15 protein-coding genes and 1 riboswitch are annotated in these 18,378 nt (G+C 68.3%); of the genes, 5 read left to right on the top strand and 10 right to left on the bottom strand.

The genetic code is table 11. The features are described from left to right. Positions 1–34: 34 nt before the first annotated feature. The 7 genes from denD to U0042_RS28480 all read right to left on the bottom strand — a co-directional run bounded on the left by denD (position 35) and on the right by U0042_RS28480 (position 8,065). Positions 35–1,018, bottom strand: coding sequence for a D-erythronate dehydrogenase (gene denD / locus U0042_RS28510; protein ID WP_114814815.1), 984 nt, complete (start codon positions 1,016–1,018; stop codon positions 35–37). Positions 1,019–1,090: 72 nt separating this feature from the next. Next, positions 1,091–1,867 carry a 2-oxo-tetronate isomerase gene (otnI, locus tag U0042_RS28505; protein ID WP_114814814.1) on the bottom strand — a complete coding sequence of 259 codons (777 nt, stop codon included), beginning with the start codon at positions 1,865–1,867 and terminating at the stop codon, positions 1,091–1,093. Between the two features lie 207 nt (positions 1,868–2,074). Continuing rightward, on the bottom strand, positions 2,075–2,713 hold the full coding sequence (locus tag U0042_RS28500; RefSeq protein WP_114814813.1) for an aldolase: 639 nt from the start codon (positions 2,711–2,713) through the stop codon (positions 2,075–2,077). After that, positions 2,713–4,068 carry a 3-oxo-tetronate kinase gene (gene otnK / locus U0042_RS28495; RefSeq protein WP_419150478.1) on the bottom strand — a complete coding sequence of 452 codons (1,356 nt, stop codon included), beginning with the start codon at positions 4,066–4,068 and terminating at the stop codon, positions 2,713–2,715. The genes U0042_RS28500 and otnK overlap by 1 nt, the downstream gene beginning before the upstream one ends. A 65-nt stretch (positions 4,069–4,133) precedes the next feature. Beyond that, a complete protein-coding gene (gene ltnD / locus U0042_RS28490) occupies positions 4,134–5,024 on the bottom strand; it encodes an L-threonate dehydrogenase (RefSeq protein ID WP_114814811.1) in 891 nt (296 codons plus the stop codon). A 72-nt stretch (positions 5,025–5,096) separates the two neighbouring features. Then, complete coding sequence (locus U0042_RS28485) at positions 5,097–5,804, bottom strand: FadR/GntR family transcriptional regulator (protein ID WP_114814810.1); 708 nt, start codon at positions 5,802–5,804, stop codon at positions 5,097–5,099. 284 nt (positions 5,805–6,088) lie between these two features. Beyond that, the gene (locus U0042_RS28480; RefSeq protein ID WP_114814809.1) at positions 6,089–8,065 is read right to left on the bottom strand and encodes an acid phosphatase; all 1,977 of its coding nucleotides are present in this window, start codon (positions 8,063–8,065) and stop codon (positions 6,089–6,091) included. Between the two features lie 285 nt (positions 8,066–8,350). Between U0042_RS28480 and U0042_RS28475 the strand changes: the two genes are divergently transcribed. Together U0042_RS28475 and U0042_RS28470 are read left to right on the top strand one after the other, a co-directional pair. Next, positions 8,351–8,644 carry a hypothetical protein gene (locus U0042_RS28475; RefSeq protein ID WP_157977909.1) on the top strand — a complete coding sequence of 98 codons (294 nt, stop codon included), beginning with the start codon at positions 8,351–8,353 and terminating at the stop codon, positions 8,642–8,644. A 78-nt stretch (positions 8,645–8,722) separates the two neighbouring features. After that, on the top strand, positions 8,723–9,019 hold the full coding sequence (locus tag U0042_RS28470; RefSeq protein ID WP_114814808.1) for a hypothetical protein: 297 nt from the start codon (positions 8,723–8,725) through the stop codon (positions 9,017–9,019). Positions 9,020–9,064: 45 nt separating this feature from the next. Here U0042_RS28470 and U0042_RS28465 read toward each other — a convergent pair whose 3' ends face one another. The 3 genes from U0042_RS28465 to U0042_RS28455 are packed head-to-tail and all read right to left on the bottom strand — an operon-like array spanning position 9,065 to position 11,521. Continuing rightward, positions 9,065–10,372: a cobyrinate a,c-diamide synthase gene (locus U0042_RS28465; protein WP_114814839.1), complete on the bottom strand. Its 1,308-nt coding sequence runs from the start codon at positions 10,370–10,372 to the stop codon at positions 9,065–9,067. Positions 10,373–10,391: 19 nt separating this feature from the next. Further along, positions 10,392–10,994 (bottom strand): cob(I)yrinic acid a,c-diamide adenosyltransferase, encoded by a 603-nt coding sequence (cobO, locus tag U0042_RS28460; RefSeq protein ID WP_114814807.1) that lies wholly within the window; start codon positions 10,992–10,994, stop codon positions 10,392–10,394. Next, positions 10,991–11,521, bottom strand: coding sequence for a cobalamin biosynthesis protein (locus tag U0042_RS28455; RefSeq protein ID WP_232833587.1), 531 nt, complete (start codon positions 11,519–11,521; stop codon positions 10,991–10,993). Before U0042_RS28455 ends, cobO begins: the two co-directional genes overlap by 4 nt. Before the next feature lie 152 nt (positions 11,522–11,673). Then, positions 11,674–11,956, top strand: a riboswitch (cobalamin riboswitch). A 210-nt stretch (positions 11,957–12,166) separates the two neighbouring features. On the opposite strand from U0042_RS28455, the gene cobW reads away from it, so the two are divergent. From cobW to U0042_RS28440, 3 genes are read left to right on the top strand one after another with little or no spacing between them, the layout of a single operon-like run. Next, complete coding sequence (cobW, locus tag U0042_RS28450) at positions 12,167–13,270, top strand: cobalamin biosynthesis protein CobW (protein ID WP_114814805.1); 1,104 nt, start codon at positions 12,167–12,169, stop codon at positions 13,268–13,270. Positions 13,271–13,276: 6 nt separating this feature from the next. Next, positions 13,277–17,200: a cobaltochelatase subunit CobN gene (gene cobN / locus U0042_RS28445; RefSeq protein ID WP_114814804.1), complete on the top strand. Its 3,924-nt coding sequence runs from the start codon at positions 13,277–13,279 to the stop codon at positions 17,198–17,200. Further along, positions 17,197–18,360 (top strand): ATP-binding protein, encoded by a 1,164-nt coding sequence (locus U0042_RS28440; RefSeq protein WP_114814803.1) that lies wholly within the window; start codon positions 17,197–17,199, stop codon positions 18,358–18,360. Before cobN ends, U0042_RS28440 begins: the two co-directional genes overlap by 4 nt. Positions 18,361–18,378 lie beyond the last annotated feature (18 nt).

Genomic DNA, 18,378 nt, shown 5'->3' with positions numbered 1-18,378 from the left:
AGTGGCCAACGCGAGTGGACAACGCGCGGCGCCCTCACTTGCGCTCATCCTCCACGTACGCGCGAATCACGTCGACGAAGGACGCATCGCCGCGCAGTCCCAGCCGTTCGGCCCGCGACGTGTCCCAGCGCCCCGGCCAGCTGCCCACGATCTTCACGATGCGGTCGTCCGGTTCATGGCGGATGTGCTTCACCGCTTCGTCGCCGGCCACTTCGCGCAGCGCCGCGATCATCTCGTCCACGCTGACGGAGATGCCGGGCAGATTGATGACGCGCCGGTTGCCCGGCAATGCGTCGAGCACGGCGGCATCGAGTTCGCAGCCGGCCACGAGCGCTTCGATGGCGCGGCGCGGCGAAAGCAGCCACAGGCGCGTGCTGCGCGGCACAGGGCACACGCTCGTCTCGCCGTTCAGCGGTTCGCGGATGATGCCGCTCGCAAACGACGACGCCGCCGCGTTCGGCCGTCCCGGCCGCACGCTGATGGTGGGCAGGCGCAGCACGCGGCCGTCCACGAAACCGCGGCGCGTGTAGTCGTTGAGCAGCAGTTCCGCAATCGCCTTCTGCGTGCCGTACGACGACTGCGGGTTCAGGGCCGTATCGTCCTCCACCACGTCCGGTAACGTGCCGCCGTAGACCGCAACCGAACTCGTGAACACCACGCGCGGACGGTGCCCGCGCGCGCGGCACACTTCGAGCAGCGTGCGCGACGCGTCCAGGTTGATGCGCATGCCGAGATCGAAGTCCGCTTCCGCCTGGCCGCTCACGATGGCGGCGAGGTGGAACACGGCGGTCGTGTCGGTGTCGATAGCCTGTTCCAGCACCGCGCGATCGGCGATGTCGCCCACCATCGCCTTCACGCGCGCGTCGCCGAAATCGGGCGCCGCGGCCACGTCGAGCAGCACGAGCGTCGAGATCTTTTCGGCGCGGCCGTTCGGACCCGCGAGTTCGCCGCGTTCGAGCAGCCTGCGTGCGAGGCGCTGGCCGAGAAAGCCCGCGCCGCCGGTGATCAGTACCTTCATGTCATGTGCCTCGTTGGAATGGCTGAAACGGCAAGCGTGATGAATTCCGTATGCGAAGACCGGACCCTCGCGTCACAGATAAGGCTTGAGCCAACCGAGTCCGTCGGACGTGCCCGCCTTCGGCCGGTACTCGCAGCCAATCCAGCCGTCGTAGCCGAGCGCGTCGATCAGATCGAACAGGTACGGGTAGTGGAGTTCGCCGATGTCGGGCTCGTGGCGCTCCGGCACGCCCGCAATCTGGATGTGGCCGATGCCCGCGAAGTCGCGCTTGAGCTTCATCGCGAGGTCGCCTTCCACGATCTGGCAGTGGTAGCAGTCGAACTGCACCTTGAGATTGGGCGCGCCCACTTCGGCGCGAATGGCGTGCGCGTCGTCCTGGCGGTTGAGGAAGTAGCCCGGCATGTCGCGCGTGTTGATGGGCTCCATCAGCACCGTGATGCCGTGCGCGGCGGCCGCCTGCGCGGCATAGGCGAGGTTCGCGACGTAGGCGGCGCGATAGCGCGCGCGGTCCTCGCCGGCGGCCACGAGCCCGGCCATGACGTGCAGCTTCGTGTTGCCGAGCACGCCTGCGTAGCGCAACGCCGTATCGATGCTGCGTTTGAACTCGTCTTCGCGGCCCGGCAACGCGGCGATGCCGCGTTCGCCCGCGGCCCAGTCGCCGGGCGGCGCGTTGAAGAGCGCCTGCGCGAGACCGTGTTCGTCGAGCTGCGCGCGCAGCGTCCCGACTTCGAAGTCGTACGGGAACAGATACTCGACGGCCTTGAAGCCGTCGCGCGCGGCAGCGGCGAAGCGGTCGAGGAACGCGTGCTCGTTGTACATCATCGAAAGGTTGGCAGCGAAGCGAGGCATGGCGGCGAGTCCTGAAGGATGAAAGTGGAAGAGTGGCGAAGTGACAAAGGGCACGCTCACGACGTGCCCGCATGGATTAACGGTTGACCCGCTGCGCCGGCGTGAGCCATACGGCGACGGCGCCGGTCGGATCGGGGTTCGCGAAGGCGGCGTTCATACCGTCCCGCGACGCCGCACGTCGCAGAGCGCACATGGGGAAAAAAACGGCTACCAGCGCGCGCCGAAGGTGGCGCGCAGTTCGTCGATGGCCGCTTCGGGAAGCGGCTCGGGCTTCGGTTGCGTCATGAGCCAGAGCCGCGCCGTTTCTTCCAGTTCTTCGAGCGCATACGAGGCCTGCGAAACGGACTCGCCCCACATCACGGGGCCAAGGCGTTCGAGCAGCACGCCGCGCACGCGGTCCGCGAGTGCCGCCACCTCGGCGGCGACGGCGGGGTCGCCGGGGCGGCGATAGCGAATGAGCGGCACGTGTCCCACTTTCATGACGTAGTACGGCGTGATGGGCGGCACCACGTCGGTCTCGCGCCACACGCCCGCCAGCGTGAGCGCGACCAGATGCGTGGAATGCGTGTGCACGACGCCGTTCGCCCCCGCGTTGCGCGCATAGATGCCGCGATGCAGGGTCAAGGTCTTCGACGGCTTGCCGCCCGACACGGCCACGCCGTTCGCGTCCACCTTCGCGATCTGCGCGGGGTCGAGGCGGCCGAGGCACGCGTCCGTCGGCGTGATGAGCCAGCCGTCCGCGAGGCGCGCGCTGATGTTGCCGGCGCTGCCCACCGCGTGGCCGCGTGCATAGAGGCTTGCGCCCGCCGTGCAGATTTCTTCGCGCAGTTTCGCTTCGGCGCTCATCAGCGGGCTCCTTGCAGTTCGCGCAGCGCCTTCTCGAAGAAGTCCACGGCGCCGAAGTTGCCCGACTTCAGCGCAAGGCCCAGCGGCCGTGCGCCGATGGTCGCGGTGGCCGGCACGCCGGGGTCGATCTGCGCGCCGATCTGCAACGACTTCACGCCGAGTGCCTGCACGACCGCGCCCGACGTCTCGCCGCCCGCCACGACGAACTTCGTCACGCCGGCTGCGCGCAGGCCCTGCGCGATGGCGGCGAGCGTGCTTTCCACGAGATGGCCCGCGGCCTCCACGCCGAGCGCCTGCTGCACGGCCTTCACTTCGTCGGGCGTGGCGGTGGCGTAGATCAGCACGGGCTCGGGCAGATGACGGCGCGCGAACTCAAGCGCCTCGTCGACGACAGGCTCGCCGCGCGAAGCCGCGAGCGGGTCGATGCGAAACGCGGGACGATGCGCGCGCCACGCGGCCACCTGGGCATTGGTCGCCTTCGACGCGCTGCCGGCCAGCACCGCGGCGTGGCCTTCGACGCGCGGCAATGCGTCTGCGTCGTCGCGTTCGGGCAAGAGCCCGGCGCGGCGGAAGTTGGCGGGCAGGCCGAGCGCCACGCCCGAACCGCCGGTCACGAGCGGCAGGTCCGCGCACGCTTCGCCGAGCACGTAGAGATCGCGGTCCGTGAGCGCATCCGCAATCGCGAGGCGCACGCCTTCGGCGCGCAGCTGGTCGATCGACGCGCGCACGGCCGCGGCACCCAGCGCAATGGCGTCGTAGCGAACGAGCCCCACCTTCGATGCCGTCTGCCGTTGCAGCACGCGCACGAGGTTGGCGTCTTTCATCGGCGTGAGCGGATGGTGCTCCATGCCCGACTCGTTGAGCAGCGCGTCGCCCACGAAGAGATGGCCGCGATACACCGTGCGTCCGTTTTCGGGGAACGCGGGGCAGGCAATCGTGAAGCCGCCGCTTGATTCGTCGCTCGAGGCATCGCTCAGTGCATCGAGCAGCGCATCCGCCACGGGGCCGATGTTGCCGGCGTCCGTGGAATCGAACGTGGAGCAGTATTTGAAGAAGAACTGGCGGCAGCCCTGGGCACGCAGCCACGCGAGCGCGGCGAGCGACTGCGCGACGGCGTCCGCGGCGGCAACGGTGCGCGACTTCAGCGCGACCACGATGGCGTCGGCGGCGACCATCTGCGCGCCGTTTGCCTTTTCGTTTGCGCCGGACTCCGGCACGCCGATGGTCTGCACCGTGCGCATGCCGCTCTTCACGAGCATGTTGGCGAGGTCGGTGGCGCCCGTGAAATCGTCGGCGATGCAGCCGAGCAGGGGACGGGAAGTAGTCTGGTTATCGGTGTTCATGAGGGTGTTCATGAAATACGCTCTTTGCCGGCCTTCACGACACTTGGGGCGCTGCGATCAGGCCCTGCGGTTGCAGATCAACGGGCACCCGGCAGCGTGATGCCGGGGAAGGTCTTGATGACCGCGGCGTCGTCTTCGCCGCCGTGGCCCGCGCTCGATGTGCTCATGAACATCTGGTGCGCGGTGGCCGAGAGCGGCAGCGGGAATTTCGTGCGGCGTGCCGTATCGAGCACGAGGCCCAGGTCCTTCACGAAGATGTCCACGGCGGAAAGCGGCGTGTAGTCGCCGTTCAGGATGTGCGGCACGCGGTTCTCGAACATCCACGAATTGCCGGCGCTGTGCGTGATGACGTCGTAGAGCGCGTCGGGGTCCACGCCTTCGCGCAGGCCGAGCGCCATGGCCTCGGCCGCGGCCGCGATGTGCACGCCCGCGAGCAGCTGGTTGATGATCTTCACCTTCGAGCCGGCGCCGTGCGCGTCGCCCAGCCGGTAGACCTTGCCCGCGATGGCGGCGAGCACGTCTTCGCAGGCCGCGTAGGCGGCGGCCGGGCCCGAGGTCATCATCGTCATCTCGCCCGATGCCGCGCGCGCGGCGCCGCCGGAGACGGGCGCGTCGAGCATCAGCAGACCGGCGGCTTCGATGCGTGCGCCCAGCGCCACGGCGAAGTCCGGCGCGACCGTGGCGCTCGCAATCACGACGCTGCCCGGTTTCATGGCGGGCACGGCGCCGTGCCCGCCGAACAGCACCGTTTCGGTCTGCGCCGCGTTCACCACGAGCGTGACCACCGCGTCGCATTGCGCGCCCAGCTCGGCCGGCGTGGCGCAGGCCACACCGCCTTCAGCGGCGAACGCTTCGAGCACGTGGGTGCGCACGTCGCAGGCGTGCACGCGAAAACCGGCGCGCAAAAGCGAGCGGGCAACGCCCAGGCCCATCGCACCCAGACCGATGACTCCAACATTTCGTGACATGGCAGATCCCGATCGATTCGCAAGAGTGAGGGCGGCGCGTCGTCGCCGCCGGATTGGGCGGGTTTCGTGCGCTCAGCTGATGCCGGCTTCCGCGAGGCGGCGCGCTGCGTTGTACAGATGGGTGCGTGCGGCGTTGCGCGCGGCCATGGGGTCGCGCGAGCGAATCGCGTCCACGATGGCCGCGTGCTCTTCGCGGACCTGCCGCGAAAAGTCCTCGCGCGTGGCTTCGTTGCCGCGCGTCACCTTCATGCCCGCTTCGAGGTATTGGTTCAGAAACGAGAGCGTCTTGAGGAAATACGGGTTGCCCGTCACGACCGCGATGGCGCGATGAAACGCCATATCTTCGGCCACGCCGTCGCGGCCTTCGGCCACGGCTTCTTCGATGCGATGCAGGGCGGCGTCGATCTCGTCCATGCCCGCGGCGGTGCAGTGGAGGGCCGCCTCGGCGGCCACCTCGGCTTCGATGGCGCGGCGCACGGCGAGCAGATGCGCGAGCGACCCCGACGACTCCACGGCTTCCGCGTAATCGATGCGCAGCGGCCGGATGGCTGCGTGCCGCGCGATATAGACGCCGCTGCCCTGGCGCGGCTCGACCACGCCTTCGCTTTTGAGCCGCGAAACGGCCTCGCGGATTACCGTGCGGCTCACGCCGAATTCGCGCGCGAGCACGGCTTCCGTGGGCAGCTTGCCGGTGCTGTTGAAGCTGCCGGCGTCGATCTGCGCGAGCAGTTGCTGGGCGACGCGCTCGCTCATGGCGGGCGACGAAATGGTTTCGAACATGGTGCTCAGGTGATCGGGTGATGTGGTCATCATACAAATTTGTACCCACGACGACATTCGGGATAACCCTTTACGGCGGGGCTTGACGGAGGAAAGGGGGAAGGGAGAGGAAGAGGAAGGCGAGGCGGCCCCGGCTATCGGGCCGCCTCGAAGAGGCTACGGCGTGAAGGGTGATTCGCGCGGCGGCGGGCGCGAGGCCGGTCGCCGCCAGCGGCTAACGGTTATCGCCTATCGGCAGCGTGACGACACATCGACGCTGCCGACGACGTCATCCGTGCCGCGCCTCAACCGTCGATGCGCACCGACACGCCGCCCGAGTTGTAGAGCGGCGTCACCTTGAAGCCGTCCACCACGACCGAATCGAAGCGCCCCTGCAACTGCGCGCTGTCGATCAGCGGAACGATGTCGCCCACCTTCGGCGCGGCACCCGCCGCGAACTTCACGTGCAACGTGCCGCCCACGAAGGTGGTGAGCCCCGCCACGGCGAGCCGGCCCGTGTCGCCCGCGCCGCGATCCAGTTCGAGCGTGGCGTTCTTCAACTGCGTGTACTGCCCGTTGATGCTCATGCGCGTGCCCGTCCGGATGACCACGGTGCCGCCGCTCGCGTAGACGTCGCCGGCGCCGAAGGCCTGCGGCGACGCGGCCGCGAGCGTGCCGCCCTGGACTTCGGTGCCGCCGCTATAGCTGTTCGTGCCCGCCAGCGTCAGCGTGCCCGTGCCCGCGAAAGTGAGCTTGCCGCTGCCGCCGATGTCGTTGCGCCAGGTGTCGGCTGCGTTGAAGCCGCCCTGGCTTGCGTCCATCGTCACGCTGACGTTGCCGGAGAACTGGCCGTATCCGTCGGCCGCGGCGAAGAGGTTGAGGCGGCCCCAGCCTTCGGCGTCGTCGAGGAGCGGGTAGCCCGAAGCGAGTTCGGTCGTTTTCAGCACCACGCGGCGCTGGTCGGCGCTGAGGTAGGGCAGGCGCGTTTCCAGCAGCACTTCGGCGCCCTTCGGCACGACGGGCGCCGAAGTGGTCGCGGCGATGGGCGTGAAGCCGTAGGTCAGGCGGCGCAGATAGTTGGCCTTGTTGGTGGCGTAGTCGGCGAAGCGGTCCGTGGCCGTCGTGCCCGACTCCGCGAACGCGGGGAAGGTGGCCGCGGTCGTGCCGGTGGCCGCGTAGAGCGTGGCATGCGCGAGCGAGACGGCCGTCTGCTTGAGCGTGGCGTTGGTCGGATCGGAGAGATTCGCCGCCACCACGGCTTCGGCGAGTATGCGTCCGCCCATCACGTCGAGCGGCGAATGCATGCCCGCGAAGATGCGGTTCTCGCCCAGCTCGAGCCCGCGGCTCAGCATTTCCTGGTAGCGCTCGGGCACCACGTAGGCCATGGCGAGCGCGTCGCGCATGGCTTCCGCAGCGTGGCCGCTCGGGAAGCCGCCATCTGTTGCGGGCGTGGTGCTTTCCGCCGGCACGAGCGCGGGCACGACGACGACACTCGAACTCCAGCGGTACGGCCGCTCGTACTTGTAGAAGCGCTTCGCGGGTTCCGTGGAACCGTTCGTGCCCATTGCGTTGACGAGGTCCACCACGGCGCCGAACTGCGCGTTCGCGCTGCCGCCCACGCCCGTGTTGTTGCCGCTGTCGTTGTAGAGCGTCGTGGTGGCGTCGGCGGGAATCGTGGTGATGCTCGTGGTCTGTTGCGCTGCCGTGCGCCACGCGGTGGTGAGCGGACCCATGCCGTCCGTGACGCTGTAGCCCTTGCCGCGGCGGTCGTCGAAGTAGGCGGCCGAGGCTTGGGCCGCGGTGCGCTGCGTGGTGGCGCCCACCACGTACTGGATGTTCGCGTTGAGCACCGTGGGATTGAGTGCGGTGCCGTTCGGCGTGCCGTCGTTCGGCAGGCCCGTCCACGTGGAGGCCGTGATGGCGGGGAAGCTGCCGACGGCGGGCGCCGTCACGCCGGCATCCACCAGATCCGTGAGCGGTTGCCAGAGCGAGCGGAAGCCGTTCAGCACGCGCACGCCGGCGTTCGTGCTCATCGTGGCGTAGCGCGCGTCGCCGCGCTGGTTGGTGGCGGCGTTGTCGACGAAGGCGAGCACGTTGGCCTGCACCGGCGCGCTGTCCACGAAGCCCGGGTCGGCCGGCGGCGACGGCACCTTCGCGACGGTGGCGGGCGGCGCGTTGTCGCTTACGCCGCTCCCGCCGCAGGCAGCGACGAGAAACGAGACGGCGACAGCGAGTGCGAAAGCGTGAGGCGAAAAGAAGCGTGGCGTGCGGTGCACGGGCATGGTGTGATTCCCGGGTCGTTGTCAAGAAAGCGAGCAAGATACGGTCGCTTTATGAAAGATTCGAGAAAGACATGGGAAACATTGAATAAGCCGCAGGGCGAAAGCTGTAAAAGTACGATGGCAGGCGGCGGGAATGGCGTCGAATTTGCTCAGAATCTGGGATGAGGTCCCTATATGACAATTCGGTTAAACGCTTTAAGGGAGAGGTTAAATGCGACAAGGCGCCGGCGAGAAAAGACGCCATTTGTCTGCCTCTATTGTCAGGGGCCGATGTGAGCGGGAGCAGTGGTGGTGGATGGCGCGGCAGTGCATCGGCAAGCCGTTCTGCGATTCCGCTTGCCGCGACCTGAAAACGTGGCGGCTGCCATTTTCATCGGCGCGGAAATGGCGCTTGGGAATTCGATATGGCATGGGCGACTGCCATTTACGCGGATCATGGCTTGCGCGCGATATACCGGACGCGATTTCCCCACCGCGCTTTTCTTTGAAATCGATGAATCCATGCCGGGTATTCGCGTGATGCCGGTAAAGCGATTCGCCGCGAATTACCGGCCGCCGATTCACCCGCGCATGCATTGAAGCTCGAGTCGCGAGCGCCGCAATTCTTTTCGCCATGCGCTTTCTGGCGACCTACACTGTGCTGCATGGGAGGAAGAAATGCAGCGCGTCTATCAATATCGGGGCTATGAAATTACCGTCGAGGCGGACAGCTTGCCGGACGCCATCGTCGGCGGCACGGTGCTGGTCCGAACGGGCTATCTCGCTATCGTGTGCGTGCGCCACGAAATGTCGTCCCGCGCGTTTCCTGCATGGAACTTGTCCGACGATAACGACCGCCCCTTCGACAGCGCCAGCACGGCGTTGATGGCCGGCTTCACCGCGGGGCAGCGCTTCGTGGACGACCTCTTCGCGGGCCGCCAGGGGCACGACGAGGTGGATGGGCTCGACGCGTGAGCGTGCAGTGAAAGCGTGCAGCGGCTGCCGCCACCGCTGCCGCCGTCAGAACGCCTCGCCTCGAAAGAGCGCAGCAATCAGCGCCGGATTCGACGGCCAGTAGCCATGCATGTAGGTCGCGAAGACGGACCCATGCCGCCATACCGGTTCGCCCTGGGCATCGCTTTGCGCATGGCGCGTGTAGCGCTGCGGCGCAAGCGGCGTCGTCATGCGCGAGTAGTGGAACGTGTGCCCTGTGAGCGTGCCGTGCTTCGTGTCGAGCGCCTGCATGCCGAGTGCCGCGAGCCGCGCCTGCATCGCGGCGTGGCCGGGCAGCAGACCGAGCATGGGCGTCGATTCGCCTTCCACGTCGGTGAGCGTTTCCAGGAGATACAACATGCCGCCGCATTCCGCGACGATCGGCTTGTGTTTTGCCGCGTGCGCGCGAATGGACGCCCCGGTGTACATATTGCCCGCCAGCGTCGCCGCGTGCAGTTCGGGGTAGCCGCCCGGCAGGTACAGCGCATCGGCGGTGTCGGGCACGGGTTCGTCCGCGAGCGGCGATACGAAGCTCACGCGCGCGCCCAGCGCGTCGAGCAGCGCGAGGTTCGCGGGATAGATGAACGAGAACGCGGCGTCGCGCGCCACGGCGATATGCCGGCCCGCGAGCAGCGGCGGCAACGCCTCGCAAGGCTCGGCCGCGAATTCCACGGCGGGCGGCAACTGAGCCAGCGCGGTATCGGCCAGCGCATCCGCCGCACGTTCGATGCGCGCTTCGAGGTCGTCTATTTCATCGGCCTGATGCAGGCCCAGGTGCCGGTCGGGTAGGGCCATCTGCGCGGCCGGCGCCACGTGGCCGAGCCAACGGATGGGGTCGGGCAGGGCGCTTTCCAGCATCTGCGCATGACGCGCCGAGCCCACGTGGTTCGCGAGCACGCCGTAGAACGGCACGTCGGCCCGAAAGCGCGCAAGGCCGAAGGCGACGGCGCCGAAGGTCTGCGCCATCGCTTTCGCTGAAATCACGGCGGCCACGGGCACGTTGAAGGTGGCGGCGAGGTCTGCGCTGGAGGGCGTGCCGTCGAACAGGCCCATCACGCCTTCGATCAGGATCAGGTCGGCTTCGCGCGCCGCCTCGGCCAGCAGTCGACGGCACGCCGCTTCGCCCACCATCCAGAGGTCCAGCGTTTGCACGGGCGCGCCGCTCGCGCACGCGAGAATCATCGGGTCGAGAAAGTCCGGGCCGGTCTTGAAGACGCGCACGCGGCGGCCGGCGCGTCGATGCAGGCGGGCCAGGCCGGCGGTGATCGTGGTCTTGCCCTGGCCCGAGGCGGGCGCGCTCACGAAGAGGGCGGGGCAGCGCGGCCGAAGCTGCATGTCCTGCACAGGCGTCACCTCAGAACTCCACGCCGCGCTGTGCCTTCACGCCCTGCTCGCGATACGGGTGCTTGACGAGCCGCATTTCGGTGACGAGGTCGGCGGCATCGACAAGCGCGTCCGGCGCGTGGCGGCCCGTCACGACCACATGCAGCGCCGCATCGCGCGCCTGCAGCACCGCGAGCACTTCGTCGAGCGGCAGGTATTCGTACTTCAGCACCGTGTTCAGCTCGTCGAGAATCACCATGCAGTACTCGCCGCTTTCGATCATGCGTACGGCCTCGTTCCACCCCTTGCGCGCGGTGGCGATGTCGGCGTCGCGGTTCTGCGTGTTCCAGGTGTAGCCGTCGCCCATCGTGACGAAATCGCACTGCGGATGCGCGCCGAGGAAGTCGCGCTCCGACGTGTGCAGCGCGCCCTTGATGAACTGCACGACGCCCAGGCGCTGGCCGTGGCCCAGCATGCGCACGCCCATGCCGAAGGCGGCGGTGCTCTTGCCCTTGCCGTTGCCGGTGTGCACGATCAGCAAACCCTTTTCGACGGTGGCCGCCGCCTGCTTCTTCTCGTGCCCTTCGCGGCGCCGTTGCGTCATGCGCTGATGCGAGTCGGGATCGGTCTTCATGGTGTCCTCATGGGTGGCTGGATGAACTGCTGTGCCGCGATGCCTGCTTGTCGGCGAGTGTCGGCAATGGCGACGGTCACGCCGTCGTAAGCGCGCTTGGCTGCAACGAGGCGCCCGCCCGGCGCGGCGAGCAGCGCGCACGGCTCGCACACGCCGGCCACGCTGGCATGGGCGAGCACGACCGGCGACTGCACGAGACCTGGATGCTTGCGCAGACACGCGGCGATCTCGTCGGCGCAAAAGACCTTCAGCGGCAACGCGTGGCGCGCGCAGAACGCGAGCAAGGCAGGCTCGTGTGCTTTCGTGTCGATGGTGGCGATGCAGGCGACGTGTTCGGCGATGTATGTCGAAGCGCGATGTGCAGCCTCGTCGTGCCGCGCTACGTCGGCCAGCACTGCCCACACCGCCACCTCGATCTGCTCCAGCGACACCCCTCGCCGGCAGCCGATGCCGAGCACGAGCGAGCGGCCGCGTGTGGCGCCGTCGCTGGCGTCGGTCGACGAATCCGGCATTGCAGGGCGGCTCATGCTGGGTTGAATCGGCTGGGTTGATGGCTGGATTTCGATGGGCCGGCGTGGACGCCCGATCGACCACGCGCCCCTTCGCAGGCGGGCGCATACGATAGCACAGGCCCTTCGCCGTCCCCTCCGGCTTCCTTGACGCGGCCCGTCGCGGCACCTACACTCCGTGGCGATCTGGTGCTCGCGCGCGCGTTCCTTGCGCGCGCAGTTAAACGGGAAACAGCGGTTCGCCGTCTATTGACGCACGGTCCGAACCAAACTGTGCTGCCCCCGCAACGGTAAGCGAAAGCATCGCGACATGCGATGCGGAGCCGGCTTCGATGCATGCGCGCAAGGCCACGCATGCAGGCAACCACTGCGCGAGAAACAACATCACTCGCGTGGGAAGGTGAAGCGGCGCTTTCGCCAGCCCGGATACCGGCCAGAGCGAAGAGTGGGCGCTGCGGGTGAGCGGCGTTCCGCTGGGTCGGCAGCGTTATGCGCATGCCGGCCGTTGCTCAATCGGCTCGACCCGCCAGGGCGCCTGACTGCTTTCCAGCGTGGCTTCGTCGGCTATCGGCAGTCTGGTTGCTTCATGCACCTTCCATGCGACGCCTGAGGCGCGCATCGTGCGGCGTGGCACGGCCACTACCCGAACCCTCGAGGCCCCGCATGTCAGAACCCATGCGCAAGATTCCCGTCACCATCGTTACGGGCTTTCTCGGCAGCGGCAAGACTACGCTGCTGCGTCACATTCTTCGCGAGGCCAACGGCCTGCGCATTGCCGTCATCGTGAACGAGTTCGGCGAACTCGGCATCGACGGCGAAATACTGAAGGGCTGCGGCATCGGCTGCGACGAAAGCGGCAACGAAAGCGCAGGCCAGCTCTACGAACTCGCGAACGGGTGCCTCTGCTGCACGGTGCAGGAAGAATTCTTCCCCGTGATGGAAGCGCTCGTGGAGCGGCGCGCGCAGATCGACCACGTGCTGATCGAAACGTCCGGGCTCGCGCTGCCCAAGCCGCTCGTGCAGGCCTTCAACTGGCCAGCCATTCGCAACAGCTTCACCGTCGACGCCGTCGTGACGATGGTGGACGGACCCGCCGCCGCGAGCGGTCAGTTCGCCGCGGACCCCAACGCCGTGGACGCGCAGCGCCGCGCCGATCCGAATCTCGATCACGAGTCGCCGCTGCACGAACTGTTCGAAGATCAACTGAGCGCCGCGGATCTCGTCGTGCTCAACAAGATCGACCTCATCGGCGAGGCGCAGCAGGCCGCCGTGGAGGCGCTGATTCGCGAAGAACTGCCGCCGCACGTGAAGATTCTGCGCGCGCAGGGCGGCCAGCTGGCGCTGCCGGCGTTGCTCGGGCTCGCGGCCGCCTCCGAAGCGACCATCGATCAACGCCCCGACCATCACGGCTCGTCGAACGACCCCGATCATCACCATCACGACGACTTCGATTCCGTCGTCGTGACGGGCGCGCCGGCCACGCGCGACGCGGCCATCGCGGCGCTGGGCGCGCTCGTGGAGCGCCACACCATCTATCGCGCGAAAGGCTTCGCGGCGCTGCCCGGCGCGCCGATGCGGCTCGTCATTCAGGGCGTGGGCCGCCGCTTCGACAGCTACTTCGACCGCCGCTGGCGTGAGGACGAAATGGATCACCAAACGCGTACGAGCCGCTTCGTCTTGATTGGCGAAGACCTCGATCAGGCCGTGCTGCAAGCAGCGTTCGATGCAGCGCTCGCGTCGGCCGCCGCCGAAGCCACGGGACGCTAGACCGCCATGCATCTGCTGCGCACCGTACCCGGCGGTTTCGTCGACGACACGGCGGGCGTGATCCGCATCGATCAGCGCCCGGCCGACATCGTCGTGCTCAGTTCGGCCGACACCACGCTCTCGCTGCTCGCAAGCGTGATCGAACGCATGGGCGCGGGCTTCCCGAGCCTGCGGCTCGCGAACGTCGCGTTCCTGCGCCAGCCGGCGTCGGTGGACTTCTATATCGACGACGTGTTGCAGCATGCACGCGTGGTCGTGGTGGACCATCTGGGCGGCGAGGCGTATTGGCCTTACGGCATCGAGCGTGTCGTGGAACTCGCGCAGCGCAAGGGCCAGACGCTCGCGATGTTTTCGGGCGATTTGCAGGAAGACCCGAACCTCATTGCACGAAGCACCGCCGACGCCGCGCTGTGCCGGCAACTGTGGCGCTACCTGCGCGAAGGCGGCCTCGCGAATGCCGAAGGGTTCTTGCGCGCGATTGCCTGGCACGCGCTCGGCTGGGGCCGCGAGCCGGCGCCGCCCGTGCCGCTGCCGGCCGCGATGCTCTACTACCCGGCGAATCTTGCAGACGCATCCCGCAGCGCAGCCACCGTGCCGACGGTCGCGGACTGGCAGGCGCGCTGGCGTGAAGGCGCGCCGGTCGTCGCGTTGCTGTTCTATCGTGCGCACGTGCAGGCCGCCAACACGGCGGTGTTCGACGCGCTGATCGAAGCACTCGAAGCACGCGGCATGAACCCGTTGCCCATCGCCGTGACGTCGCTGAAAGACGCGATGAGTCGCGACGTCGTGGCGCAGTTGTGCGCCGACCATAACGTCGCGCTTGTGCTCAATACGACGGCGTTCGCAGCTTCGTCTCTGGACGATCCCGGCGGCCCGGCATCGCCCGCGCTCACCGGCGACGCGCCCGTGTTCCAGGTGATTCTGAGTTCCGGCAATCGCGACGACTGGCTCAAGGACAACCAGGGCCTGCATTCGCGCGACATCGCCATGCACGTCGCGCTGCCCGAGGTGGACGGGCGCATCGTCACGCGCGCCGTGAGCTTCAAGGGCTTTGCTTGGCGTTGCCCGCATACCGAAGTGGACGTGGTGCGCTATCAGCCCGACGCGGAACGCGTGGCGTTCGTGGCCGAACTGAGCCGGCGCTGGTGCCGCCTGCGCAGCCTGCCGAACGGCGACAAGCGCGTGGCGCTTGTGCTCGCCAACTATCCGATGAGCGAAGGGCGCATCGGCAACGGCGTGGGGCTCGATACGCCTGCATCGGTGGTGAGCATTCTCGGCACGCTGCGTGCCGAAGGCTATCGCGTGCCCGAGGTGCCGGCGGATGGCGCCGCGTTGATGGACCGCCTGACTGAAGGCGTCACGAACGACCCCACGGTGCGCGACCTGCGCCCCGCGTTGCAGAGCCTCGCCCTCGACGACTACCTCGCGCACTTCGATGCACTGCCTGCCGACGTGCGGACCGCGCTGAACGCACGCTGGGGCCCGCCCGAGCAGGACCCGACCGTGCGCCGCGGCCGCTTCATGATCGCGGGATGGCGCTGCGGCCACGTGTTCGTGGGCATTCAGCCGTCGCGCTCGCGCGAGGCGGCGGACTACGCGAGCTATCACGACGCCGACCTCGTGCCGCCGCATGCGTATCTCGCGTTCTACTTCTGGCTGCGCCACACGTTCGGCGTGGACGCGATCGTCCACGTGGGCAAGCACGGCAGTCTCGAATGGCTGCCCGGCAAGAGCGTGGCACTGAGCGCGCAGTGCTGGCCCGACCTCACGCTCGGCCCCACGCCGCATCTCTATCCGTTCATCGTCAACGATCCCGGCGAGGGCAGCCAGGCGAAACGGCGCGCGCATGCGGTGATCGTCGACCATCTGATGCCGCCGCTCACGCGCGCCGAAAACTATGGGCCCATGCAGGATCTCGAACGCCAGGTCGACGAGTACTACGAGGCGCTGATGGTCGACGCGCGGCGCGCGAAGCTGCTGCGCGCGAGCATCCTCGACACCATCGCGAAGCATCGGTTGCACGAGGAACTGAGCGTCGCCAAGCCGAGCGGACCCGACGAGGAAGAGGCGCTGCTCGTGCGCGTGGACGCATGGCTCTGCGAACTGAAGGAAGCGCAGATTCGCGACGGCCTGCACGTGTTCGGCCATTCGCCGCAAGGACGCGAGCGACGCGACACGCTGCTCGCGCTCGGCCGCTTTCCATGCGGCGACGGGCAGGGCGCGAACGCGGGCTTGATCGATGCGCTCGCGAAAGACCTGGGCATGGCCGATTGTTTCGATCCGCTCACGGCGGAATGGTCCACGCCGTGGACGGGGCCGCGGCCCGCGTGGCTCGAAGCCGTGAGCGATGCGCCGTGGCGCCATAACGGCGACACGCGCGAACGGCTGGAGCAGCTGGCGGCGGTGTTGCTCGAAGGGGTGTGCGAAGCGACGGCGGGCGATGCGGCTGAAGGGATTGATGCGGCAGAAGCGGCAGAAGCGGCTCGCGCGGATGCGGGGCCATCCCGCGTTGCCGGTTTGCTCGATGCCACGCAGACAGCGCGCGCCTTGCCGCTCGCGAGCCAGGTGCTGCACCGTCTGCGCGACGACGTGCTGCCGCGCCTCGATGCCTGCGGCGGCGAAGAACTGCGCCAGCTCACGCGTGGCCTGGAAGGCCGCTTCGTGCCGCCGGGCCCCAGCGGCTCGCCGTCGCGCGGACGCCCCGACGTGCTGCCCACAGGCCGCAACTTCTATTCCGTCGATACGCGCGCCATCCCCACCCAGGCCGCGTGGGCGCTGGGCGTGAAGTCGGCGCGTCAACTGGTGGAGCGGCATCTGCAGGAGCACGGCGACTATCCGCGAGCCGTTGGTCTCTCGGTCTGGGGCACGGCGACCATGCGCACGGGCGGCGACGACATCGCCCAGGCGCTCGCGCTCATCGGCGTGCGGCCGAAGTGGGCGGCGGGCAGCCATCGCGTGACGGACTTCGAGATTCTGCCGGCGGGCGCGCTGGAGCGTCCGCGCATCGACGTCACGTTGCGCGTGTCCGGCTTCTTTCGCGACGCGTTTCCGAACGTGATGCATCTGTTCGACGCGGCGGTGCAGGCCGTGGCCGAACTGGACGACGAGCCCGAGGACATGAACCCCATCCGCGCCCGTGTGCTGCGCGAGCGCGATGCGTGGATGGCGCGCGGGCTCGACGCGCAGGAGGCCCGCAAGCGTGCCGGCTGGCGCGTGTTCAGCGCGCGTCCGGGTGCCTACGGCGCGGGCCTGCAGCAGATGATCGACACGCGCCAGTGGCAGACCGACGAAGACCTGGCCGAGGCGTATCGCGCGTGGGGCGGCTACGCGTACACGCAGGCGGGCGCGGGCGAAGCCGCGCAGGGCGCGTTCGCCACGCGGCTCGCCGCCATCGACGTCGTGCTCCAGAACCAGGACAACCGCGAGCACGACGTGCTCGATTCGAACGACTACCACCAGTTCCACGGCGGCATGACCGCGGCCGTGCGCCACTTCGCGGGACAGCAGCCGGCGGTCTATCACGGCGACCACAGCAACCCGGCCGCACCGCGCGTGCGTCCGCTCGCCGAAGAGATGGCGCGCGTGATCCGCTCGCGTGTGGTCAACCCGAAGTGGCTGGACGGTGTGAAGCGGCACGGCTACAAGGGCGCCGCGGAGATTGCCGCGACCGTGGACTACCTGTTCGGCTACGACGCGACCGCGCGCGTGGTCGCGGACCATCAATACGCGCTCGTTGCCGACGCCTACGTCAACGACGCCGACACGCGCGCTTTCATGCAGCAGCACAATCCGCACGCGCTGCGTTCGGTGTGCGAGCGGCTGATCGAGGCGATGGATCGCGGCCTGTGGCAGGCGCCCGGCGAACGGCGCGCGCAGATCGAAAGCCAGTTGCTCGCCATCGACGAGCGCATTGAAGAGAGGTCATCGTGAGTTCAAGCGGCGCATGCGTGCCCGGCGTATTGCCGCGGCTCTTTCCCTTCAGCGCGCTGGTCGGGCAGACCGCGTTGCGCGAAGCGCTGTTGCTTGCCGCCGTGGACCCCGGCGTGGGCGGCGTGCTCGTGAGCGGGCCGCGCGGCACGGCGAAATCGACGGCGGCGCGCTCGCTGGCCGAACTGCTGCCCGAGGGCCGCTTCGTCACGCTGCCGCTCGGCGCTACCGAGGAACGGCTTGTCGGCTCGCTCGATCTGAACGAAGCGCTGCGCGGCGGCAGCGTGACGTTTGCGCCGGGCCTGCTCGCGCAGGCCCACAACGGCGTGCTTTACGTGGACGAGGTCAACCTGCTCGACGACGCGCTCGTGGATGCCGTGCTCGACGCGGCCGCGAGCGGCGTGAACGTAGTGGAGCGCGACGGCGTTTCCCACAGCCACGCGGCGCGCTTCGTGCTGATTGGCACCATGAACCCGGAAGAGGGTGAACTGCGTCCGCAACTGCTGGACCGCTTTGGGCTGATGGTCGAACTCGACAATTGCTTCGATGTGGCCACGCGGCAGCAGATCGTGAAAGCGCGGCTCGCATTCGATACGGATCCCGAAGCATTTTGCCGTATCTATGCCGACGAGCAGCGAGCCCTCGCGCAACGTATCCGCGAGGCGCGTGAGGCACTGCCGTCGCTTGCCTTCGACGATGCCGTTCACGCTGACGTGAGCGCGCGTTGCATCGAAGCCGGCGTGGACGGTCTGCGCGCGGACCTCGTCATGCTGCGTGCAGCGCGGGCACTGGCCGCGCTGGAGCGGGCCACGGCGATCACGACGGGGCATGTGGAGCGCGTCGCGCCCGCGGTGCTGCGGCATCGGCGGCGTGAGCAGGCGCGAGCGCAGCATGGCGATGGGGCGTCGTTGCCTGGGGCGTCGTCCGCGCCGCAGGACGACATGGCCGGCGCGGCGCATGAAGGGAAGGGCCGTACCGCGGAAGGCGGCGCCGTTCGTCATGATTCGCCAGCAGCCGGCTCATCGGCTCAGTCCGATGCCGGAGCGCCGGCCGCCGGCACGCCGAACGCAAGCGGCGAGCGCGACTGGGGCTACCTCGCGCCCGAGCACACGGGCATGGCGAACGTGAAGGGTGTGATCCCGCTGTCCGCAAAAAAACGCTGAGCCATCGGGAAGGCGCCG

The organism is Paraburkholderia kururiensis (genome assembly GCF_034424375.1).
Taxonomy (GTDB): domain Bacteria; phylum Pseudomonadota; class Gammaproteobacteria; order Burkholderiales; family Burkholderiaceae; genus Paraburkholderia; species Paraburkholderia kururiensis_A.
The sequence above is the reverse complement of the archived record's forward strand: the minus strand, read 5'-3'. Positions and strand labels throughout refer to the sequence as shown.

Excerpts from the sequence above, each read along its gene's own strand:
- U0042_RS28500 (WP_114814813.1), bottom strand. The coding sequence starts at position 2,713 with ATGAGCGCCGAAGCGAAACTGCGCGAAGAAATCTGCACGGCGGGCGCA.
- U0042_RS28480 (WP_114814809.1), bottom strand. The coding sequence starts at position 8,065 with ATGCCCGTGCACCGCACGCCACGCTTCTTTTCGCCTCACGCTTTCGCA.
- denD (WP_114814815.1), bottom strand. The coding sequence starts at position 1,018 with ATGAAGGTACTGATCACCGGCGGCGCGGGCTTTCTCGGCCAGCGCCTC.
- ltnD (WP_114814811.1), bottom strand. The coding sequence starts at position 5,024 with ATGTCACGAAATGTTGGAGTCATCGGTCTGGGTGCGATGGGCCTGGGC.
- cobW (WP_114814805.1), top strand. The coding sequence starts at position 12,167 with ATGTCAGAACCCATGCGCAAGATTCCCGTCACCATCGTTACGGGCTTT.
- U0042_RS28470 (WP_114814808.1), top strand. The coding sequence starts at position 8,723 with ATGCAGCGCGTCTATCAATATCGGGGCTATGAAATTACCGTCGAGGCG.
- cobN (WP_114814804.1), top strand. The coding sequence starts at position 13,277 with ATGCATCTGCTGCGCACCGTACCCGGCGGTTTCGTCGACGACACGGCG.
- U0042_RS28465 (WP_114814839.1), bottom strand. The coding sequence starts at position 10,372 with ATGCAGCTTCGGCCGCGCTGCCCCGCCCTCTTCGTGAGCGCGCCCGCC.
- U0042_RS28455 (WP_232833587.1), bottom strand. The coding sequence starts at position 11,521 with ATGAGCCGCCCTGCAATGCCGGATTCGTCGACCGACGCCAGCGACGGC.
- otnI (WP_114814814.1), bottom strand. The coding sequence starts at position 1,867 with ATGCCTCGCTTCGCTGCCAACCTTTCGATGATGTACAACGAGCACGCG.
- otnK (WP_419150478.1), bottom strand. The coding sequence starts at position 4,068 with ATGAACACCCTCATGAACACCGATAACCAGACTACTTCCCGTCCCCTG.
- U0042_RS28485 (WP_114814810.1), bottom strand. The coding sequence starts at position 5,804 with ATGTTCGAAACCATTTCGTCGCCCGCCATGAGCGAGCGCGTCGCCCAG.
- cobO (WP_114814807.1), bottom strand. The coding sequence starts at position 10,994 with ATGAAGACCGATCCCGACTCGCATCAGCGCATGACGCAACGGCGCCGC.